Origin of the sequence: Komagataeibacter diospyri, assembly GCF_043995075.1 — a bacterium.
GTDB classification, from domain to species: domain Bacteria; phylum Pseudomonadota; class Alphaproteobacteria; order Acetobacterales; family Acetobacteraceae; genus Komagataeibacter; species Komagataeibacter diospyri.
The window spans coordinates 1,057,852-1,077,250 of the sequence record NZ_CP171836.1 but is presented as its reverse complement, the minus strand read 5'-3'; the positions used below and the strand labels follow the sequence as shown (position 1 = coordinate 1,077,250).

Genomic DNA, 19,399 nt, shown 5'->3' with positions numbered 1-19,399 from the left:
CATTCAACAAAAAAACCGTCTGCGTCGGGGGTATGTCCACCGTGTCCATGCACCGGTTTTGGGCAACATGGAAAAGTTTTTGGCGAAGCTTTATTCGAAAAGCTTCAGGAAACATTGCTTTTTTTGGAAAAAGGTGACACCCGGAAACTTTTATTCGTGCTTATCAACGCGCTGGGTTGAAGTCACTTTTTAATGGGGCGCAGCCTGATCCGAAAGGTCGGGCAGCGCCACGCCGGACAACGCCAGTTGCGCCGACAGGGCCGCCTTCAGCCGGTCCAGCGCCGTCTGTGTCGCCCCTTCCGCACGGGCGACAAGGGCGGCCTGTGTATTGGAAGCCCGCAGCAGCCACCAGCCATCCGGTGTGCTGACGCGCACGCCATCGATATCGCACACATCGGCTCCCGTCTGCGCCAGTCGGTTGGCGACTTCCGTAATCACGTCGAATTTGCGTGTCTCAGGGCAGGCAAAGCGCAGTTCGGGGGTGGAAACGGTGGTCGGCAGCGCGCGCCGCGCATCTGACAGGGAACCGTCCAGCCGGGACACCACATCCAGCAACCGGATCGCGGCATAAAGCGCATCGTCAAACCCGTACCACCTGTCGGCAAAAAAGATGTGCCCCGACATCTCACCCGCCAGTAGCGCACCGGTGTCAGCCATCCTGTCCTTCATCTGCGAATGACCGGATTTCCACATCTCGGACCGTCCGCCCGCCCTGTCGATTTCATCAAACACCACCTGGCTGGTCTTGATGTCGGCAATGATGGTGGCGGCAGGATCGGTGCGCAGCACATCACGGGCAAGGAGAAGCAGAAGCTGGTCCGCCCACAGGATCGCACCTGTATCATCCACCACCCCAAGGCGGTCCGCATCCCCATCGAAGGCAATGCCAAGGTCGGCCCCGTCATGGCGGACCGCCGCAATCAGCTGTTGCAGGTTTGCCGGAATGGTGGGATCGGGATGATGGGCGGGAAACCGGCCGTCAATCGCGGCATTCAGCACGCGGTGGCGTCCTGGCAGGCGTTTGACCAGAAGCGACAGGACATCGCCTGCGGCCCCGTTGCCGCAATCCCATATGACATTCAGCGCGCGGGTATCATTTTCGCGGTCGCGGAGCAGCCGGTCGATATAGGCGGCCGTTACATCCATTGTCCGGGTGGTGCCCGATGCCTGCGTCACGACATTGCCCGTGGCGGCCATGTGTCCCAGCATCTGGATCTGCGGGCCAAAGAACGGCCTGTTGGCCAGTACGATCTTGAAACCGTTATGGTCAGGCGGGTTATGACTGCCTGTGACCATGATCGCCCCGTCCGCGTTCAATTCGGCAGAGGCGAAATACAGCATGGGCGTCGGTCCGCAACCGATGCGCACCACGTCCATGCCGGACGCCATTGCCCCCTCCACCAGAGCACGCTCAAGGGCGGGGGATGAAAGGCGTCCGTCATATCCGATGACGACAGTACTGCCGCCATCACCGGCCACGACGCTTGCGAACGTGCGGCCGATGGCATAGGCATCTTCAGGCCCCAGTGTCTTGCCGACCGTTCCGCGGATATCGTATTCCCGCAGGCTGGTCGGATCAAAACGGTGCCTGAAAATCACTTGTACTTCGTCAGGAATTCACGCACGCCGGGGGCCAGTTCCTCACGCTCCAGCGCGAATGCGATCTGGGCTTCCAGGAAGCCGATCTTGCTGCCGCAGTCAAAGCGCTTGCCTTCGTAGCGATAGCCATGGAACGGCACGTGACCGATGGTCTTGGCCATGGCGTCGGTCAGCTGCACTTCGCCGCCCGCACCCTTTTCCAGCTTGGCCAGGTGCTTCAGCACGTCAGCGGTCAGCACGTAACGGCCAATCACGGACAGGGTGGACGGCGCGTCCTTCGGATCGGGCTTTTCAACCAGCCCCTTGACCTCGACAGTCTTGCCATCGTCCTTGCCGACATCAAGGATGCCGTAGCTGCCGGTCTGCTCGCGCGGGACTTCGGTCACGGCCAGCACGTTGCCCCCGGTCTTGTTATAGACTTCAACCAGCTGGCCGATGCACGATTTCTTGCTCTGAACCACGTCATCAGGCAGCAGGATGGCGAACGGGTCGTTGCCAATGAACTCACGCGCACACCAGATGGCGTGGCCAAGGCCCAGCGGCTCCTGCTGGCGCACGGACAGCATGGAACCCGGGGTAACGCGGGTGGCTTCCAGCGCCTTCAGGGCGGAGGCCTTCTTGCGGGCCTTCAGCGTATCTTCGAGTTCGTAGGAAATATCGAAATAATCGATGAGGGAGTCCTTGCCCCGGCTGGACACGAGGCAGAATTCCTCGATCCCGGCCTCGCGTGCTTCATCAATTGCGTACTGGATCAGCGGACGGTCAACGACGGTCAGCATTTCCTTGGGTACGCACTTGGTGGCGGGCAGAAAGCGCGTTCCAAGGCCGGCAACCGGCAATACGGCTTTTTTAAGGGGCTTAATCACTAATATTTACCTCAAGATGCATGACAGGAACAGGCAATACCGTCTGGCACCCCATTTTCATAATGAAAACAGGTTACCGGGTGTTGCCAGATGGCAATGATGTAGCGTGCTTTATCAGGACCAGACATGATTTAAATCACGATTCTTCCCTCACGCCAGTCCATGCCGCTGATACGAAACGTTTTGTAACCACCCGCGCAGGGCATCGGGTTGCCAGGATGTCCATATCTCCTGAGGTAGATAGCGGCTTTTTGTGCGGAAATATTATGACTTTTTTATGACATGTCTGTACCGGTCCCTGCCGCGTATGCATGACATGTACGCATGCAGAACCATTTCGGGCATCGGGATGATCGGAATGACAGAATCCCGATATGCCGGAATTGCATGTATGCAATGGACATACTGCCCCGATGGGGCATGATTCGTTTTCATCAATTTTCATGAAAAACTGGTGCGGCCAAGAAGACTCGAACTTCCACGGGGTTGCCCCCACAAGCACCTCAAGCTTGCGCGTCTACCATTCCGCCATGGCCGCAACGTGACAACGATGATCGACTGGGCGATACCGTCATGACGATGAAGGGGCGTATAACCGATGGAAGGCGCGCGGGCAATGACTGAAAACGAGTTTTTATGGCACAGGGCGCCAAATCTGGTTCCCTACCCCACCGCGCTGGCGGAAATGGAGGCCCAGGCACAGGGTATCCGCGCGGGCGCGCTGCCTGAACGGGTGTGGCTGCTGGAGCATCCCCCCACCTATACCGCCGGGACGTCGGCGAAGGATTCGGACCTGTTCAACCCGCGTGGCTATCCCACCTACCCTGCCGGGCGTGGCGGACAGTGGACGTATCATGGGCCGGGGCAGCGCGTGGCCTACGCCATGCTGGACCTGACCAGGCCCCACGGCATGGCGCCCGCGCGCGACCTGCGTGCCTATGTCCATACGCTGGAAGAATGGATCATCCGCACGCTGCGCCATTTTGGTGTCGAGGGGGAACGCCGTGCGGACCGCATTGGCGTATGGGTGGTCGATCCCGCCACAGGGCGCGAGGAAAAGATCGCGGCCATCGGGGTGCGTGTCTCGCGCTGGGTCAGCTGGCACGGGATTGCGATCAACGTCGCCCCGGACCTCAGTGATTTTGGCGGGATCGTGCCGTGCGGCATCAGTGAATATGGCGTCACCAGCCTGAAGAAGCTGGGAAGGGATGTCAGCATGGATGAAGTGGACGCAGCGCTTGCGGCCACATGGCCGGACTGCTTTGGCCCGATTCCCGGCGTGCGGGGGTAAGCCTGCGCGCCGGGTACGCGCCTAATTGCTGGCCGACAGGGTAAACATCGCGTCAGGCCATTTCTGGCCACTGACGGTGGTGTCGGTCAGGTCAAGGCGGATATGCTGGCGTTCCACGTCTGTCATCTCGATCACCAGTAGCGACAGTTTTCCGGCGATATCGGAAAAGCCGAGTGTCAGGATTCCCTGTGATTCGCTGTCGCGCCGCGCCAGTGAGACCTGCAGGCTGTTCTGCCCGTGCTGCACCGCCGTGACCGAGATCAGTCCCGACAGGTGCACGGGCTGGTCCAGCAGCAGGCCAAGCGGCTGGTGCCCCAGTGACATGCGGGTGACCGATTCGCGGCGGTGGTCCACAAACAGCAGGTGCCCGTTCTGTGCGACCAGCTTCATCGACCCCGGCGTTTCGTAATCCAGCCGCAGGCGACCCGGGTCGTAATGCATCACGCCCTGCCCCTTCCCGCCATCGGGCCAGGTCTGCACAAAATTGGCCTGCAACCCGTCAGAGGTATTGAGATACGCCTCGACGCGGGCGATGTCCGCCTGCTGGTCGGGCTGCTGCACGGGCGCACCCGCGCAGGCGGCCAGCAGCGTCAGCAGGCCCCCCATCATCAGTCGTCGCGTGGCGAAGGGAAAGGCGGGTTTCATGCTGCGTTCATCCGTGCCTGTTCCTCAGGCGTGCGCAGCATGAGCGACAGGGCATGCATGCCCCCCGCGAATTCCTCCGCCAGCAGGTCATGCACCATGCGCGAACGCTGCACCCGGCCCATCCCTTCGAACGCGGGGCTGACGATCAGCACGTTATAGTGGCTTTCACCTGCCTGTACGCCATTATCACGCACATGGACGTGGTGGGCGTGGCGGGCGCTGTCATCTTGTATGCGCAGTTCCACGGGGGCGAGATGTTCGCGTATGATGCGTTCGATCCGTCCGGCCCGGCCGGTTGCTTGCTGTTCCATTGGCGGCTCCATGATAGCGGGATCATTCATTGCACAGCTTCGCTCTTGCACGAAGCATGAACAGGCGCACATAACGACAATGATGAAGAGAAGGAACACCCGGCACCGCGCCTTTGACCCCGAACCCGATGCGCCGGACCGCTGCTGTGACATGCATGGCTGCGACCAGCCCGCGGGTTACCGTGCCCCGCGTTCGCGTGACGCGCTGAACAGTTATTTCTGGTTCTGCCTGCAGCACGTACGCGAGTACAACGCGAACTGGGATTTCTACCGCGGCATGTCCCCCGGACAGATCGAGGCGCATATCCGCGCCGATACGTCATGGAACCGGCCGTCATGGAAGCTGGGACAGGGCAGCGCTGCCCATGCCTTCAGTGAGGAAGAAGTGCTTGACCCGCTTGACCTGCTGAAGGGGGCGGCGAAGGCCCGCGCACGCAGCCGTGCACGCGCGCGGCAGGAAGAAGACCGTCGGGCGGAAGCGCCACAGGCGCTGAAATATCCGCTGGGTGTGCTCGACCTTGGCTGGCCCGTGTCGATGGCGGAACTCAAGGCCCGGTACAAGGACCTTGCCCGCCAGCATCACCCTGACGCCAACGGGGGGGACCGCAAGGCGGAAGAACGGTTCAAGGGCATCAACATCGCCTATGCCACCGTGCGCGCCCACCTGGTCACCACCGCCGGGCGGGATGACATGGCCCGCAGCGCATGATGGCCCCTGTCCTCCTGCTTTCGGGCATGGGATCGCAAGCGCACTGAAACCCGGCACTGGTCGATCGTTACAGCTAGACCTATACTTACGGCCTGATATGCCGCCCTGCGCTGTCATGGCGGGCCAAACCATATGAAGCGACGGACGAGAAAAAGCAGATGAACGAACCCGCAGACCTGATAACCGCCGCAGCGGACGCCAACGGTACGCCGCTTCCCGACATCTCGGCCGTGTCCGCTCCCGACCTGCAGGTTTCGGCGCGCGACGTGTTCGGTATCGATAGTGATATCAAGGTGCCCGCCTTCTCGGTCCGCACCGATCATGTGCCGGACATCGATCCGTCCTACAAATTTGACCATGACACCACGCTGGCCATTCTGGCGGGATTTGCGTTCAACCGCCGCGTCATGGTCCAGGGCTATCACGGCACGGGCAAGTCATCTCATATCGAACAGGTTGCGGCCCGTCTGAACTGGCCCAGCGTGCGCATCAACCTCGACAGTCACATCTCGCGCATCGACCTGATCGGCAAGGACGCGATCGTGCTGAAGGATGGCCAGCAGATCACCGAATTCCGCGAGGGCCTGCTGCCATGGGGCCTGCAGCATCCCTGCGCGCTGGTATTCGACGAATATGACGCAGGCCGTCCCGACGTGATGTTCGTGATCCAGCGCGTGCTGGAAATCGAGGGGCACCTGACGCTTCTGGATCAGAACCGGGTCATCCGCCCGCATCCCTTCTTCCGCCTGTTCGCCACCGCCAACACGGTCGGCCTGGGCGATACGACGGGGCTGTACCACGGCACGCAGCAGATCAATCAGGGCCAGATGGACCGCTGGAATATCGTGACTACCCTGAACTACCTGCCTCATGCGCAGGAAACGGCGATCGTGATGGCCAAGATGGGCATCGACCCCGACAAGGATGAAGCCGGACGCAAGCGGGTGGAAAGCATGGTCGCACTGGCGGACCTGACGCGGTCGGGTTTCATCGCGGGCGATATCTCTACCGTCATGTCGCCACGCACGGTCATAAGCTGGGCTGAAAACTTCCGTATCTTCAATGATCTTGCCTTTGCGTTCCGCGTTACCTTCCTCAACAAGTGTGACGAGGCGGAACGCCCGACGGTGGCGGAATATTACCAGCGCTGCTTCAACGCCAGTCCGCTGGCGCCCAGGGGCTGATGACAGGGCAGGCAAGGCATGCGTGATAACCGGAAAAAACCCCCTACCCCACAGGCCGAGGAGGAAGCCCGTCAGGCCGAGGGCTTCAAGCGCGCGACGGTAGGCGCCGTGCGTGCGCTGGGCGGTCAGGCGCAGGCCGAGGTCTCGTTCCTCAGTGGTCCGGTGCCGTCGGGGGCTTCGGTGACCGGCACGCATGTCCGCCTGTCCCATCCGTCACGGCGGATGACGGATGCCGAAATGACCCGCACGCGCGGTGCGGCCGATGCCGCCGCCCTGCGCCTGCGCCATCATGACGTGGCGCTGCATGACAGCGCCAGCCCGCCCGCGGGTGAAGCGCGCGAAGTCTATGACGTGCTGGAACAGGCGCGGGTCGAAAGCCTTGGCGCGCGGCATATGGCAGGGGTTGCTGCCAATCTTGACGCCCGTCTGGCGCAGGAATGCACCGATATGGGGCTGGACCGCCTGCCCAGCCATACGAAGCTGCCCACGCCGGTTGCCCTTGGGCTGCTGGCGCGCGCGCGCATGTCGGGCCGACCCGTGCCCGCGTCCATGCGCGACATTATGAAGGCATGGTCCGACAGTCTGCCGCCTGCCGCCGTGCGCGCGCTGGATGAAATGGTGACGCGTCAGGACAGTCAGCGTGATTTCGCGCAGGCCGCGCGCAGGCTGCTTATGGCCTGTGACCTGATGCAGCAGGAAACCACGCCGGACGAAGTGGCCGATGACGGTACGTCCGAAGCGGAAGCCGCCAGCAGCGAAAACGAGGAACAGACCGACGACACCACGCCCGAGCCACAGGACGAAGGACCGGAGGAAGACGACAATTCCCTGCCCATGCAGATGTCACAGGGCACGGGTGCGGGTGATGAAGACCCGGATGATGGCGAACAGGGCGGATCGGCCAGTGGGTCGGAAGAAGCCGGCGGTCCCGGTGAGAACGAGGCGGAAGCGGAGGAGACAACCCCCACCTACCACCCCTTCACCACCGTGTATGATGAGGAAACAGCCGCCGAGGACCTGTGCGATGCGGAGGAACTGTTCCGCCTGCGCCAGACGCTGGACCAGCAGCTTGTCAGCATGCAGGGCGTGGTGTCCAAGCTGGCCAACCGCCTGCAGCGCAAGCTTATGGCGCAGCAGACGCGTGCGTGGGAATTCGATCTTGAAGAAGGGATGCTGGATGCGGGGCGCCTGTCGCGCATCGTGGTCAATCCCATGCTGTCCCTGTCGTACAAGCGTGAGCGCGATACCGATTTCCGCGATACGGTCGTCACCCTGCTGATCGACAATTCGGGGTCCATGCGCGGGCGGCCGATTTCGGTGGCCGCCATGTGTGGCGACATCCTTGCCCGCACACTGGAACGCTGCGCAGTGAAAGTGGAGGTCCTGGGTTTCACCACCCGTGCGTGGAAAGGGGGCCGCAGCCGGGAGCTGTGGGTACAGGAAGGCAAACCCGAGAACCCCGGGCGGCTGAACGACCTGCGGCATATCATCTACAAGGCGGCCGACATGCCGTGGCGGCGCGCGCGGCGCAACCTTGGGCTGATGCTGCGCGAGGGGCTGTTGAAGGAAAACATCGACGGGGAGGCCCTGCTGTGGGCGCAGCGGCGTCTGGCCGCGCGACCCGAAGGCAGGCGGATACTGATGGTGATTTCCGATGGTGCGCCGGTGGATGACAGCACGCTGTCGGCCAATCCGGGATCGTATCTGGAAAATCACCTGCGCGAAGTCATTGCGCATATCGAGACGCGTACCAGCACCGAACTGCTGGCCATCGGCATTGGCCATGACGTGACGCGCTATTACCGCCGAGCCGTGACCATTACCGATCCCGAGGAACTGGGCGGCACGATGATGAAGAAACTGTCCGAACTGTTTGAGGAAGAAGCCACCCGCGGCCGCAGGCGTGGCGGCTAGGCCCCATCAGCCCTGCCCCTGTCACGGAGCAGGGCTTTTTCAAAACTCTACCTGCGAAATATCCTGCAAATTGAAAGAAGTTTTTGGTGAAGCTTTTTTTTAAAGACGGCGTCCAAAAAACTTTTATTTTTTATCAACAGCGTTTTAGCGCGCTGTCAGTAGTCGATGGTCCGCAAGGTTCAGCAGCGCATCCAGCATGCGATCCACATCCGCATTGGTGGTGCGGTGGTTGACGATGGCAGCGCGTATGGCCTTGTGCCCGTTGATGACAGTGGTCGAAGGGGCCGCAATCCCGCTTTCATGCAGGTCCTTCACCACCTCCCCGTTGAAATGGTCCAGGTCGGCCACCGGGGCGATGATGCGGAAGCACACGATGTTCAGCGTAACCGGGGCCAGCAGTTCCAGGCGGGGATTGGCCTTGATCCGGTCTGCAAGGTGCCGGGCAATGGCGCAGCAGTTGGCGATCATGTCGCCCATGCCATCCGCGCCATAGGTGCCCAGCGTCATCCAGACTTTTAGCGCGCGGAAACCGCGTGACAGGTCGGGGCCAAGGTCGCAGTACCATGGCGCGTTGGTGGCAAGGCCCCGGTCCTCCCGCGCAAGATAGGCGCGCGACTGGGCGAAAGCTGCGGCCTGCGCGCCAGGACGGCGGACAAGGATGCAGCCCGCGTCGTACTGAACCTGCGCCCATTTATGGAAATCGAAGGCCACGCTGTCCGCGCGTTCCAGCCCCCGCAGGCCGGGCCGCAGCGCGTCCGACAGCATGGCGAGCGCACCAAACGCGCCATCGACGTGGAACCAGATGTTTTCACGCGCCGCGATGTCGGCCAGCGTGTTCAGGTCATCAATCGCCCCGGTATCCACCGTTCCTGCCGTGCCGATCACCATGAACGGTTCCAGCCCCGCCGCGCGATCGCGGGCGATGGCGCGTTCCAGTTCGGGCAGGATCATGCGATTATCCGCGCCAACCGGGATCACGCGCAGGGCGTCGGTGCCAAGACCAGTCAGGTCGAATGCGCGTGCAATGCAGCCATGGGCAGTGGCTGCGGCATAGCCCACCAGTTTGCGCGTGCCCACGCCCTTTGCCCGCATTTCCAGACCATCAGGCACGGCGCGGCTGGCAGTGATGACGGCAATCATGTTCGCCATGGACGACCCGGTGACCAGCAGCCCGGTGGTCGTGTCGGGAAAACCGCACATTTCGGCAGCCCAGCGGATGATCTCGCGTTCGACCTCGATCGGGGCATGATCCCTGCCGCCGCAATTTGCGTTCAGCCCGCCCACCAGCAGTTCCGACAGCATGCCGATCGCCGTGCCCCCGCCATGCACCCAGCCCATGAAGCCGGGATGCACGTTGCCGGTGGAATAGGGTTCGACCAGTTCGCGGAAGCGGGCGTACAGTTCTTCCGGCGGGGTAGGATCATGCGGCAGGCCGGTCCGCAACCGCGCGCGCAATTCTTCGGGCATGGGCTGCCATACCGGGCGGTCGCGCAGGGTGGACAGACGGTCGATCATGTCATCCACCATCTGATGGCCAAGGGCACGCAGCCCATCCCAGTTGTCCGGATCCAGTCCTGTCATCTCTCTCCACCATATCATGCGGTTGCAGGCCGGTCTGGCCTGTCTGGCGCGCCTACATACCGGGCCATGCGGACATGCGCGAGGGGGAATGACCCGCTCAGTCCCCATCCCCGCGCGCCCCCATGCGCCGGGCCAGTGTCGCGCATACGAAAAGCTGGACCTGATGGTAGATCATCAGTGGCAGGACAATCAGCCCGACATCGTCAGGCGAAAACAGCACGCTGGCGATTGGCACCCCTGATGCCAGTGATTTCTTGGATCCGCAGAACACGATGGCGATCCGGTCCCCGCGGGGAAAGCGGCCAAGCCGTCCCGCCAGCAGGGTCAGCCCCAGTACGATCACCAGCAGGCCCGCATCCACCACGGCCACGCGCCCCAGTTGCAGCGGCGGCAGGCGATGCCACAACCCCTGGGTCACGGCCTCGCTGAAAGCGGTATAAACCACGACGAGGATCGAACCCCGGTCGGAAAAGGACAGCAGTTTCTTGTGCCGGTGCGCCCATTCCCCAATCCATGGCTGGGCCACCTGCCCCGCAATGAAGGGTACCAGCAACTGCAGCACGATGGGCATGATCCCTCCGCTTCCGTTGCCAGTATGCCGGCCGAACATGATGCCCACCAGAAGCGGGGTCAGAAAAATGCCCAGTATGTTGGACAGCGTGGCCGAACAGATGGCGGCGGCCACGTTTCCCCGCGCGATGGAGGTGAAGGCGATGGACGACTGCACCGTTGATGGCAGGCAGCACAGGAACAGCACACCTGTCCACATGGACGCATCCAGCATGCCCGGCAACGCCGCATGCAAGGCCATGCCCAGCAGGGGAAACATGACGAACGTGCATGACAGGATGGCAAGATGGATTCGCCACCCCAGCATCCCTTCCATCACCGCCCGGCGCGACAGGCGCGCACCCTGCAGGAAGAACATGTTCGCGATCATGATTATCGCAAGGGTATTGAAGACTTTGACCCCTACCCCATAACAGGGCAGCACGCTTGCCAGCACCACGGTGGCCAGCAGGCAGGCAAGGAAGGAATCAATCCGGCGCAGCATGGGCAAATGAGTACAAATGTTTCATCATGGCGGTGGGCATATCATACCCGATTGCATCAGGCGCGTAATCACGCCAACTTGTGCCGCAAATGAAGAAATTATTCATCACTACCGCCCTGGCGGCCCTGTCCTGCATCGGGTCGGCCGGGGCTTCGGCCCTTCCCGGCACATGCGGCCATGTGCAGGTGGCCAGCAGCCAGCCCCATGGTGACAGTGCCCTTGCCGGGCATGGTTATGATCTGGTGCTGGCGGGGGATGTGGACCAGACATTTCATGCCACTGACATTGCGGCCAGCGGCACCGGGCTTGGTCCGCAGGCGCTGCGGGACATGGAGGACGTGGCCTCCCTCGTCATGCTGGCGACGCTGACGGGGCACCATTCGCAGGGCTGCGCGCAGGATTATTTCGTCTCCGCTGCCACGCCCATCATGGACGGGCTGCGCGCGGGCCGCAGCTATGACCTGACATGGCAGGGCGGCCTGCTGACCAACGGGCAGACAAAACTGTCCTTCCGCCGTGCGCACCTGCATCTGGCGGGCACAAAAAGTGACAGCGCCCCGGCTACGCTGACGCTGGAAACACAGGGCATTGGCATAACCGGCACGCATAACACGCTGCTGGCCAGTGCACTGCCGCAGCAGGCCACGGCCAATGCATCGGTGCCCAGTGATTCGCTTGTGCCACTGGCCGCCGCTATTGCCGGCCATCCGCCGGAAAACGTGCGTGTGCCCCTGCATGTCGCATCACTGAGCGCGCAGCGCGGCACCATGCAGATCACGGGTAATGGTGATGCCAACCTGACCGGCAATACCGATGCGTCATCCGCCACCGGCCACATACAGGTGCAGAACCTTGACGCCGTGATCGACACCCTGCGTAACGCGGGCCAGACGCGGGCCAGTGCGGCGCTGATCCTTGCCAAGCTGTTTGGTCACAAGGCGGCATCAGGCGGGACATCGTGGGATGTCAGCTGGGAAGGCGGCGTGATGACAGTCAACCATATTCCCCTGCCAATCCGTTGATACACGGGCGGAATAACAGAAATTTCCGGGGACTGCTTTTTTAAAAGGCGGCGTTTCCTGAAGCTTTTGCTGTCATGCTTCCCCTGCCCCAGCATGGTGCGGCGGGATACGGACCTGTGCGTATCCCGCATTGGCCGCGCAGGTTCAGGCCGGGATGCCTGCATCCTCACGCGCCAGTCTGACCAGGGCCGTCAGCACTTTGCGCGCCTGCGTGATCCGCTGGGCATTGGTCATTTCGCGTATGATCGCCAGTTTGTGGTCGGGGCGCAGGCGGACATTGGCTTCCTTCTGCTTTGCAATCCACGTCACCAGTCCCGCCGGGTTGGCAAACGTGTTGCCACGGAACTGGATAACCATGCCCTTGGGGCCAGCTTCCAGTCGTTCTACCCCGGCCTCGCGACACATGCGTTTCAGGGTTACAACATCCAGCAGGTTGCGTACCTCGTCAGGCAGCGTGCCGAAGCGGTCCACCAGTTCGGCTTCCATCGCCTCGACTTCCGCATCATTGGCCAATGCCGCGATCCGGCGGTACAGGCCAAGACGTACGGGCAGGTCGGTGACATAGGTATCAGGGATCAGCACCGGCAGGCCAAGGATGATATTGGGCGTCCAGTCACGATCCTGCAGCTTGCGCCGCCCCTTTTCGGTGCGCAGGTCGGCCACGGCGTCTTCCAGCATCTGCTGGTACAGCTCGATACCCACTTCCCGGATATGGCCTGACTGCTCATCCCCCAGCAGGTTGCCCGCACCGCGCAGGTCAAGATCGTGGGAGGCCAGCGTGAAGCCTGCCCCCAGTGTGTCCAGCGTCTGCATGACTTCCAGCCGCTTCTGTGCCGCAGCCGACAGCACATGCGTCTGTGGCCACGTAAGGTAGGCATAGCCACGCTGCTTGCCACGCCCCACGCGCCCGCGAAGCTGGTACAACTGCCCCAGTCCGAACATGTCGGCGCGGTGGATGATGAGTGTGTTGACCGCAGGCATATCCAGCCCGCTTTCCACAATGTTGGTGGACAGCAGGATATCATATTTGCCGTCACTGAACTCGGTCATCACCCGTTCCAGTTCGGTTGGCGTCAGGCGGCCATGGGCCTGTACCAGCCGGGCATCGGGCACGATTTCATGCAGACGGGCCGCCATGCGGTCCAGATCCTCGATACGTGGCACGACACAGAATACCTGCCCGCCACGGAAGCGTTCGCGCTGGATCGCCTCACGGATCACCACGCTGTCGAACGGCATGATGAAGGTGCGCACGGCCAGGCGATCGGTAGGCGGGGTGGCGATCAGGCTCATTTCCCGCACACCGGTCAGGGCAAGCTGAAGCGTGCGCGGCAGAGGGGTGGCCGACAGGGTGAGCACATGTACGTCCTCACGCAGGGCTTTCAGCTTTTCCTTGTGGGCCACGCCAAAATGCTGCTCCTCGTCGACGATCAGCAGGCCGAGATCAGCGAATTTGACCGTCTTGGCCAGCAGCGCATGTGTGCCGATCACGATATTGACCGTGCCATCGGCCAGCCCCTTGCGCACCGCCGTCGCTTCCTTGCCCGTCACCATGCGCGAAAGCTGCGCCACATTGACCGGCAGCCCGGCAAAGCGGGCGGAGAACGTGCGGTAATGCTGGCGTGCCAGCAGCGTGGTCGGCACCACCACGGCGACCTGCGCGCCGGACATGGCGGCAACAAAAGCGGCACGCAGCGCCACCTCGGTCTTGCCAAAGCCCACATCGCCACAGACCAGCCGGTCCATCGGCTTGCCCGACGCCATGTCATCCAGCACGTCGGCAATGGCGCGGGACTGGTCCTCGGTCTCGACAAAGGGGAAGCGTGCGCAGAATTCGTCCCACATCCCGTCTTCCGGGGTAATGGCTGGCGCTTCACGTAGCGCGCGCGCAGCAGCCGTGCGGATCAGTTCACCCGCCATGTCGCGGATGCGCTGTTTCATTTTCGCCTTGCGCGACTGCCACGACACACCACCCAGCTTGTCCAGCGCCACGTGGGCCTGATCCGAGCCGAAGCGGCTGAGCAGTTCGATATTTTCGACCGGCAGGAACAGTTTTTCATTGCCGTCATAGATCAGGCGCAGGCAGTCATGGGGCGCCGTGCCCACGCCAATCGTCTCCAGCCCGTCATAGCGGCCAATGCCGTAATCCTGATGGACGATCAGGTCGCCTTCCGCAATTTCCGATGCTTCGGATATGAACTGGTCCGCCTTCTTGCGGCGGCGCGGCGGGCGGGAAATCCGCTCACCCAGCAGATCCTGTTCGGACACGAAAGCCACGTTATCGGCGACAAAGCCACGTTCCAGCCCCAGCGTCAGCAGGCCGACAGTGCCGGGCCTGAGCTTCTGTGCCTCCTTCCACGTATCATAGGTCTGCACCGGCAGGCGATATTCACACAGCAGCACGCCAATGCGTTCGCACGATCCCCTGCTCCATGCCGTGACATAGGCGCGACGGCCCGTCTGGGACCATTCCTCGACCTTTGCATGCAGCATGGGGAAGACGTTTTCACGTCCCTCGGTCACGGTCTTGGCGAACATCTGGCCCGGCCTGCCGCCCGCATCCATGCCCGGTGCGCCGTCGGGCTGGGCAAAGGGCATGAATACCACGGCCTTGCGGCCCGCAATCATCGCATCCCACCCCTTGCGGTCGAGATACATGAGGTGCGGCGGCAGCGCGCGGTAGGGTACTTCCCCCTCACGCGTCGGCTGCCTGCGGGCGTCGTAATGGTCTGCAATCATTTCCAGGCGGGTGACCAGCACTTCTTCCGCCTGGTTGGCCAGCGATATGGACACATCAGGCAGGTAGTCCACCAGCGTTTCCATCTGTTCATGGAACAGGGGCAGCCAGTGTTCCATGCCCGCGTGGCGCCTGCCTTCGGATATATGCTGATACAGCGGGTCGTTGGCGGCGGCAGGGCCAAACAGGTCGCGCCAGCCAGTGCGAAAACGGGATATGGAAGCGGGATCAAGGCTGAAATCCGCCACCGGACGCATGGTCAGGCTGTCGATCCTTGCGGTTGAACGCTGGGTGCCGGGATCGAAGCGGCGGATGTTCTCCACCTCGTCGCCAAAAAGGTCGAGGCGTACCGGTTCGCTGTCGCCTGCGGGGAAAATGTCAAAAATGCCGCCACGGGTCGCGAACTCGCCCTGGTCCATCACCGTATCGGTGCGGTTGTAGCCATGTGCGATCAGCAGTTCCATCAGGAACGGCGCATCAAGGCTTTCACCCGCCTTTATGGTAATCGACTGCCCGGCAAAGGCCGCGCGTGGCGGGACGCGCTGCACCACCCCCATCACCGTGGTCAGCACGATGCGAGGGGCAGTGGCCTTTTCCAGCAGGCGGGTCAGTGTCGCCACCCGTTCCGCGACGATGGCGGGATTGGGGGAAACACGGTCATACGGCAGGCAGTCCCAGCCCGGGAAACGCAGGATTTCCGCCTTGGGCGTGACAAAGGCGAGCAGGTCCGCGATGCGCGCCATGGAAGCATCATCGCGGCAGACATGCAGGACAGGCCCGTCATGTTCGCCTGCCCTGCGCGCCAGCAGGAAAGCGTCATACCCATCCGGCACGCCCCATACGGGAAGCGGTGCGCCGGGTGCGAGTGAGAAACCTGCCGTATCGTTCATTTTCCGCCCCGGATCGCCGCAAGCCGCGCGGGGTCGGTGGCGTCGGCCATGATTTCCTTCATCATGGGGGTATTGAGCTCGTCCGGTACCGGGCGGCGGCCGCTCAGCCAGTCCGCAAGGTCGGCATCCGGCAGGTCCATTACCGCTTCCAGCGCATCAAGCTGGGCTTCGGTCATGCCTTCCAGCCGGGGGGCGACGAAGCCGCCGATCAGGACATCGGTTTCATGTGTGCCGCGATGTGTGGCGCGGTAATATATCTTGCGCCGCCGTGTATCGAGGCGCGAGAGGTCAGGCGTTCTGGCTTCCATTGCGTTCCACCCATGATGGTTGTGTTTTGTTCCGTAACGCAGGTGTCCTATAGCCGTCATGCGGGCATCTGTCAGCCCGCATGACAAGCATGCCACCCCGCAGGATGAACCGCCGCGTGTCCGATACCGCCTCATCGCCCGTCAATTGCCTCCTTGCCCCGCTGCTTGCGGGGGTGGAGACCCTGCAGGGGGTAAAGCCTGCCACGGCGAAGCTGCTGACACGGGTAGCCGGTGGCGGGCGGGTGATCGACCTGCTGTTCCACCTGCCGGAATCGGTGGTGGACCGGCGGTACCGGCCCAATCTGCGCCAGGCTGAAATCGGGCGTGTATGCACCCTGCATGTCACGGTCATGCGCGTCGTGCCGCCCGCGCCCGGTGGCAGCCGGGGCAAGCGGCCATGGCGGGTTGTCGTGACCGACGGCACGGCGGATGCGGATCTGGTGTTCTTTTCTCCCCATCTGGTCCGCAGGCTGGAAGCGGGGCAGGACATATGCGTGTCGGGTACGCTGGAACGTTTTGGTGACCGGCTGAACATGACCCATCCCGATTACCTCGTGCCTGCGGCCCGCATGGCGGAAATTCCGCTGCTGGATCCGGTATGGCCGCTGACGGCGGGACTGTTCCCCAGTCAGGTGCGCGCCGCCATCCGTGCGGCGTTCGATGCTTTCCCCCCCCTGCCCGAATGGCAGGACGCCAGCGTGCTGAAACAGCGTAAGTGGCCGGGGTTCGAGGATGCGCTGCGCACGCTGCACCGTCCGTGTGACATGCCCGACCTGCTGGAAGGTGACGCGCTGGTGGCAGCGTCCGGGCGGGCCCGTGCGCGGCTGGCCTGCGATGATCTGCTGGCACAGCAGGTGTCCATGGCGCAGGCGCGCAGGCAGAACCGGTTGCGGCCGGGGCGTGCGGTTGTGGGGGATGGCAGCCTGCGCCGCATCGCCCTGTCGCGCTTTGGCCATGAACCCACCACGGCCCAGATCCGCACGCTGGCGGAAATCGACGCTGACCTTGCCGCCCCCCGCCAGATGACGCGTCTGCTGCAGGGAGATGTGGGCGCAGGCAAGACGCTGGTCGCCCTTCTGGCCATGCTGGCGGCGGTGGAAGCAGGCCATCAGGCGGCACTGATGGCGCCGACCGAGATCCTGGCCCGCCAGCACCTTGCCACCTTCCGTAAGCTGTCGCCCGTGCCGGTCGCGTTCCTTAGCGGCAGCGTGAAGGGCAAGGCCCGGCGCGAGGCACTGGCCATGATCGCCGATGGCACGGCACGGCTGGTGATTGGCACCCATGCCTTGTTTCAGGACAGCGTGGTGTTCCATGACCTTGCATTGGCGGTTATTGATGAACAGCACCGCTTTGGTGTGGAACAGCGCGCGATGCTGGGGGAAAAAGGCCCGCGTACGGACGTGCTGGTCATGACCGCCACCCCCATTCCGCGCAGCCTGCTGCTGACGCAGTGGGGGGACATGCTGGTCAGCCGGCTGGATGTGAAACCTGCGGGGCGCAAGCCGGTACGCACATCGCTGCATGCATTGTCGGCCATGGGGGAGCTGCTGGCGGGGATGGAACGCGCGCTGGCGCGGGGGGCACGGATATTCTGGGTCTGCCCGCTGGTGAGTGAAAGCGAGACAAGCGACATTGCCGCAGCCGAGGCCCGCTACGCCGCCCTGTGCGCCCATTTTGGCGAAAGTGCCGTGGGGCTGGCGCATGGCCAGCAGGATATTGCGGTGCGTGAGCAGGCCATCGCCGATTTCGCAGCGGGAAAGACCCGTATCCTCGTCGCGACCACGGTGATCGAGGTGGGCGTGGACATACCCGACGCCACGGTCATGGTCATTGAACATGCCGAACGCTTCGGTCTGGCGCAACTGCACCAGTTACGCGGGCGGGTGGGGCGTGGGCGGGCGGAATCCTACTGCCTGCTGCTGCACGATACCGGGCTGGGCCAGACTGCGCGGCGCAGGCTTGCCCTGCTGCGTGAAACGGAGGACGGGTTCCTGATCGCCGATGAGGATTTCCGCCTGCGTGGCGGCGGTGACCTGACGGGGCGGCGCCAGTCCGGCCTGCCGGACCTGCGGCTGGCCAGCCCGCTACATGTGGACATGCTGCTGCGGCTGGCGGCCCAGGATGCACGGCGCATAGTAGATACCCCGCTCGCTGATGCCCCTCCCGCGCTGCGTGCGCGGGTTCAGGCCATCACTTTGCTGCTTGAACTGTTTGCGCGGGCGCAGGCGGTACGGGCGATCCGTGCAGGTTAGCCATGGCGGGCGGCCTGATACCCAGTTCGACCGCCGCCTGTGCAAGGTAGAAGGTTGCATAAAGATCCAGCGGTTCGGGGTCATGTTCCATGCGTGCGCGCAGGACCGCCCCTTCCCATCCGATCCAGAAATAGCGTGACAGCCGTGTGCACAGCCGCCGCTGCGCCGCGGTCGGGTGGGGGCCGCATGCCGCCAGCAGGCAGTCGGTCACGCGGTGTTCCCACCCCTTGAGAATCGTCAGCAGCAATCCGCTGAACGAATCGGGCAGCGTATCGATTTCCTGGCCCAGGTTGCCGATCAGGCAGCCACGGCGAAAATCGTACTTCATCATGCCTGCCCGTGCGTCCTGCATGAAATTGAGCATGCGCTGTAGCGGCGGCGTTGCCTTGTCGGTCAGCCACAGGTCCAGCTTGGCATTGAAATAGCTGGCGTAGCTGTCGATCAGTACCTGCCCGAAATCTTCCTTGCTGCTGAAGCAGTAGTAGAATGATCCCTTTGAAATGCCGGTGGCGTTCAGCACGTCATCCACGCAGGTGGAGGAAAAACCCTTTTCTGTCAGTAGTCCAACACCAGCACGCACCAGCATGGCGCGTGTACCTTCGGGTGCACGGGCAATTTTTGGGGGCCGGCCGCGCCCTCGGCGTGGGGGAAGTGTATTGGGCATGGATCGTTTTCTTACCAGTCAGGGGGCGTATCAATTGGAACCTTGTCCATTGATAATGTGCGAATGCGAGTAGAAATCAAGCAATATTCCTGAATTTAATCTACACCTTTTTTGCAGCTTTTTGCGTCCCTGCCCCTCACAAACTGTTCACAGATGAAAATTCGTGTGGAAACCAAAGGCGGGAATATGCTTTGGTGTTGTTGATGCCGATGCGATTTATGCTAGGATCACCGTAGGACAGAGGATGTTTTCCTGCAGCCGCAGCCGCCCGAAACGACGGTCAACGACATACAGGCAGTCTCTATCCTGCAAACGTGCTTTCATTCGGTGATGTCCCCTTGGGGCAGCCACCACCTAGACCTCGGGATTACG

General features: G+C 62.6%; 15 protein-coding genes and 1 tRNA gene. 6 read left to right on the top strand and 10 right to left on the bottom strand.

Annotated features, from left to right (window positions below; genetic code table 11):
- Positions 1–189: 189 nt before the first annotated feature.
- The 3 genes from pgmG to ACE2AA_RS04935 form a co-directional block, all read right to left on the bottom strand.
- Positions 190–1,599, bottom strand: a complete 1,410-nt coding sequence (pgmG, locus tag ACE2AA_RS04945) for a phosphoglucomutase/phosphomannomutase PgmG (protein WP_395371526.1) — start codon at positions 1,597–1,599, stop codon at positions 190–192.
- Entirely contained in the window at positions 1,596–2,465 is an 870-nt protein-coding gene (galU, locus tag ACE2AA_RS04940; RefSeq protein WP_029329297.1) for a UTP--glucose-1-phosphate uridylyltransferase GalU, read from the bottom strand. The genes pgmG and galU overlap by 4 nt, the downstream gene beginning before the upstream one ends.
- 452 nt (positions 2,466–2,917) lie before the next feature.
- Positions 2,918–3,003 (bottom strand) — tRNA-Leu (locus ACE2AA_RS04935).
- 60 nt (positions 3,004–3,063) lie between these two features.
- On the opposite strand from ACE2AA_RS04935, the gene lipB reads away from it, so the two are divergent.
- Positions 3,064–3,756: a lipoyl(octanoyl) transferase LipB gene (gene lipB, locus ACE2AA_RS04930; RefSeq protein WP_141260125.1), complete on the top strand. Its 693-nt coding sequence runs from the start codon at positions 3,064–3,066 to the stop codon at positions 3,754–3,756.
- A 21-nt stretch (positions 3,757–3,777) separates the two neighbouring features.
- Here lipB and ACE2AA_RS04925 read toward each other — a convergent pair whose 3' ends face one another.
- Together ACE2AA_RS04925 and ACE2AA_RS04920 are read right to left on the bottom strand one after the other, a co-directional pair.
- Positions 3,778–4,401 carry an outer membrane lipoprotein carrier protein LolA gene (locus ACE2AA_RS04925; protein WP_141300015.1) on the bottom strand — a complete coding sequence of 208 codons (624 nt, stop codon included), beginning with the start codon at positions 4,399–4,401 and terminating at the stop codon, positions 3,778–3,780.
- Positions 4,398–4,712: a BolA family transcriptional regulator gene (locus ACE2AA_RS04920; RefSeq protein ID WP_141260123.1), complete on the bottom strand. Its 315-nt coding sequence runs from the start codon at positions 4,710–4,712 to the stop codon at positions 4,398–4,400. The genes ACE2AA_RS04925 and ACE2AA_RS04920 overlap by 4 nt, the downstream gene beginning before the upstream one ends.
- Positions 4,713–4,791: 79 nt before the next feature.
- Here ACE2AA_RS04920 and ACE2AA_RS04915 point away from each other — a divergent pair, with 79 nt between their 5' ends.
- The 3 genes from ACE2AA_RS04915 (at position 4,792) to ACE2AA_RS04905 (ending at position 8,519) form a co-directional block, all read left to right on the top strand.
- Entirely contained in the window at positions 4,792–5,421 is a 630-nt protein-coding gene (locus ACE2AA_RS04915) for a J domain-containing protein (protein ID WP_141260122.1), read from the top strand.
- Positions 5,422–5,579: 158 nt separating this feature from the next.
- Entirely contained in the window at positions 5,580–6,605 is a 1,026-nt protein-coding gene (gene cobS / locus ACE2AA_RS04910; RefSeq protein WP_141260121.1) for a cobaltochelatase subunit CobS, read from the top strand.
- Between the two features lie 18 nt (positions 6,606–6,623).
- On the top strand, positions 6,624–8,519 hold the full coding sequence (locus ACE2AA_RS04905) for a cobaltochelatase CobT-related protein (RefSeq protein WP_395371524.1): 1,896 nt from the start codon (positions 6,624–6,626) through the stop codon (positions 8,517–8,519).
- Between the two features lie 144 nt (positions 8,520–8,663).
- On the opposite strand, the gene ACE2AA_RS04900 is transcribed toward ACE2AA_RS04905, so the two are convergent.
- A complete protein-coding gene (locus ACE2AA_RS04900; protein ID WP_395371523.1) occupies positions 8,664–10,100 on the bottom strand; it encodes a pyridoxal phosphate-dependent decarboxylase family protein in 1,437 nt (478 codons plus the stop codon).
- Positions 10,101–10,197: 97 nt separating this feature from the next.
- Positions 10,198–11,154 carry a bile acid:sodium symporter family protein gene (locus ACE2AA_RS04895; RefSeq protein WP_395372131.1) on the bottom strand — a complete coding sequence of 319 codons (957 nt, stop codon included), beginning with the start codon at positions 11,152–11,154 and terminating at the stop codon, positions 10,198–10,200.
- A gap of 89 nt (positions 11,155–11,243) precedes the next feature.
- Here ACE2AA_RS04895 and ACE2AA_RS04890 point away from each other — a divergent pair, with 89 nt between their 5' ends.
- Positions 11,244–12,176 (top strand): hypothetical protein, encoded by a 933-nt coding sequence (locus tag ACE2AA_RS04890; RefSeq protein WP_395371521.1) that lies wholly within the window; start codon positions 11,244–11,246, stop codon positions 12,174–12,176.
- Positions 12,177–12,320: 144 nt separating this feature from the next.
- Here the strand turns inward: ACE2AA_RS04890 and mfd are convergent, their stop codons facing one another.
- Both mfd and ACE2AA_RS04880 read right to left on the bottom strand, forming a co-directional pair.
- Positions 12,321–15,803, bottom strand: coding sequence for a transcription-repair coupling factor (gene mfd / locus ACE2AA_RS04885; protein WP_395371519.1), 3,483 nt, complete (start codon positions 15,801–15,803; stop codon positions 12,321–12,323).
- Complete coding sequence (locus ACE2AA_RS04880; protein WP_010507900.1) at positions 15,800–16,111, bottom strand: succinate dehydrogenase assembly factor 2; 312 nt, start codon at positions 16,109–16,111, stop codon at positions 15,800–15,802. Before ACE2AA_RS04880 ends, mfd begins: the two co-directional genes overlap by 4 nt.
- Positions 16,112–16,215: 104 nt before the next feature.
- On the opposite strand from ACE2AA_RS04880, the gene recG reads away from it, so the two are divergent.
- Positions 16,216–18,363, top strand: a complete 2,148-nt coding sequence (gene recG, locus ACE2AA_RS04875; RefSeq protein ID WP_395372129.1) for an ATP-dependent DNA helicase RecG — start codon at positions 16,216–16,218, stop codon at positions 18,361–18,363.
- Here recG and ACE2AA_RS04870 read toward each other — a convergent pair.
- Complete coding sequence (locus ACE2AA_RS04870; protein ID WP_227000791.1) at positions 18,302–19,027, bottom strand: TetR/AcrR family transcriptional regulator; 726 nt, start codon at positions 19,025–19,027, stop codon at positions 18,302–18,304. The genes recG and ACE2AA_RS04870 overlap by 62 nt on opposite strands.
- Positions 19,028–19,399 lie beyond the last annotated feature (372 nt).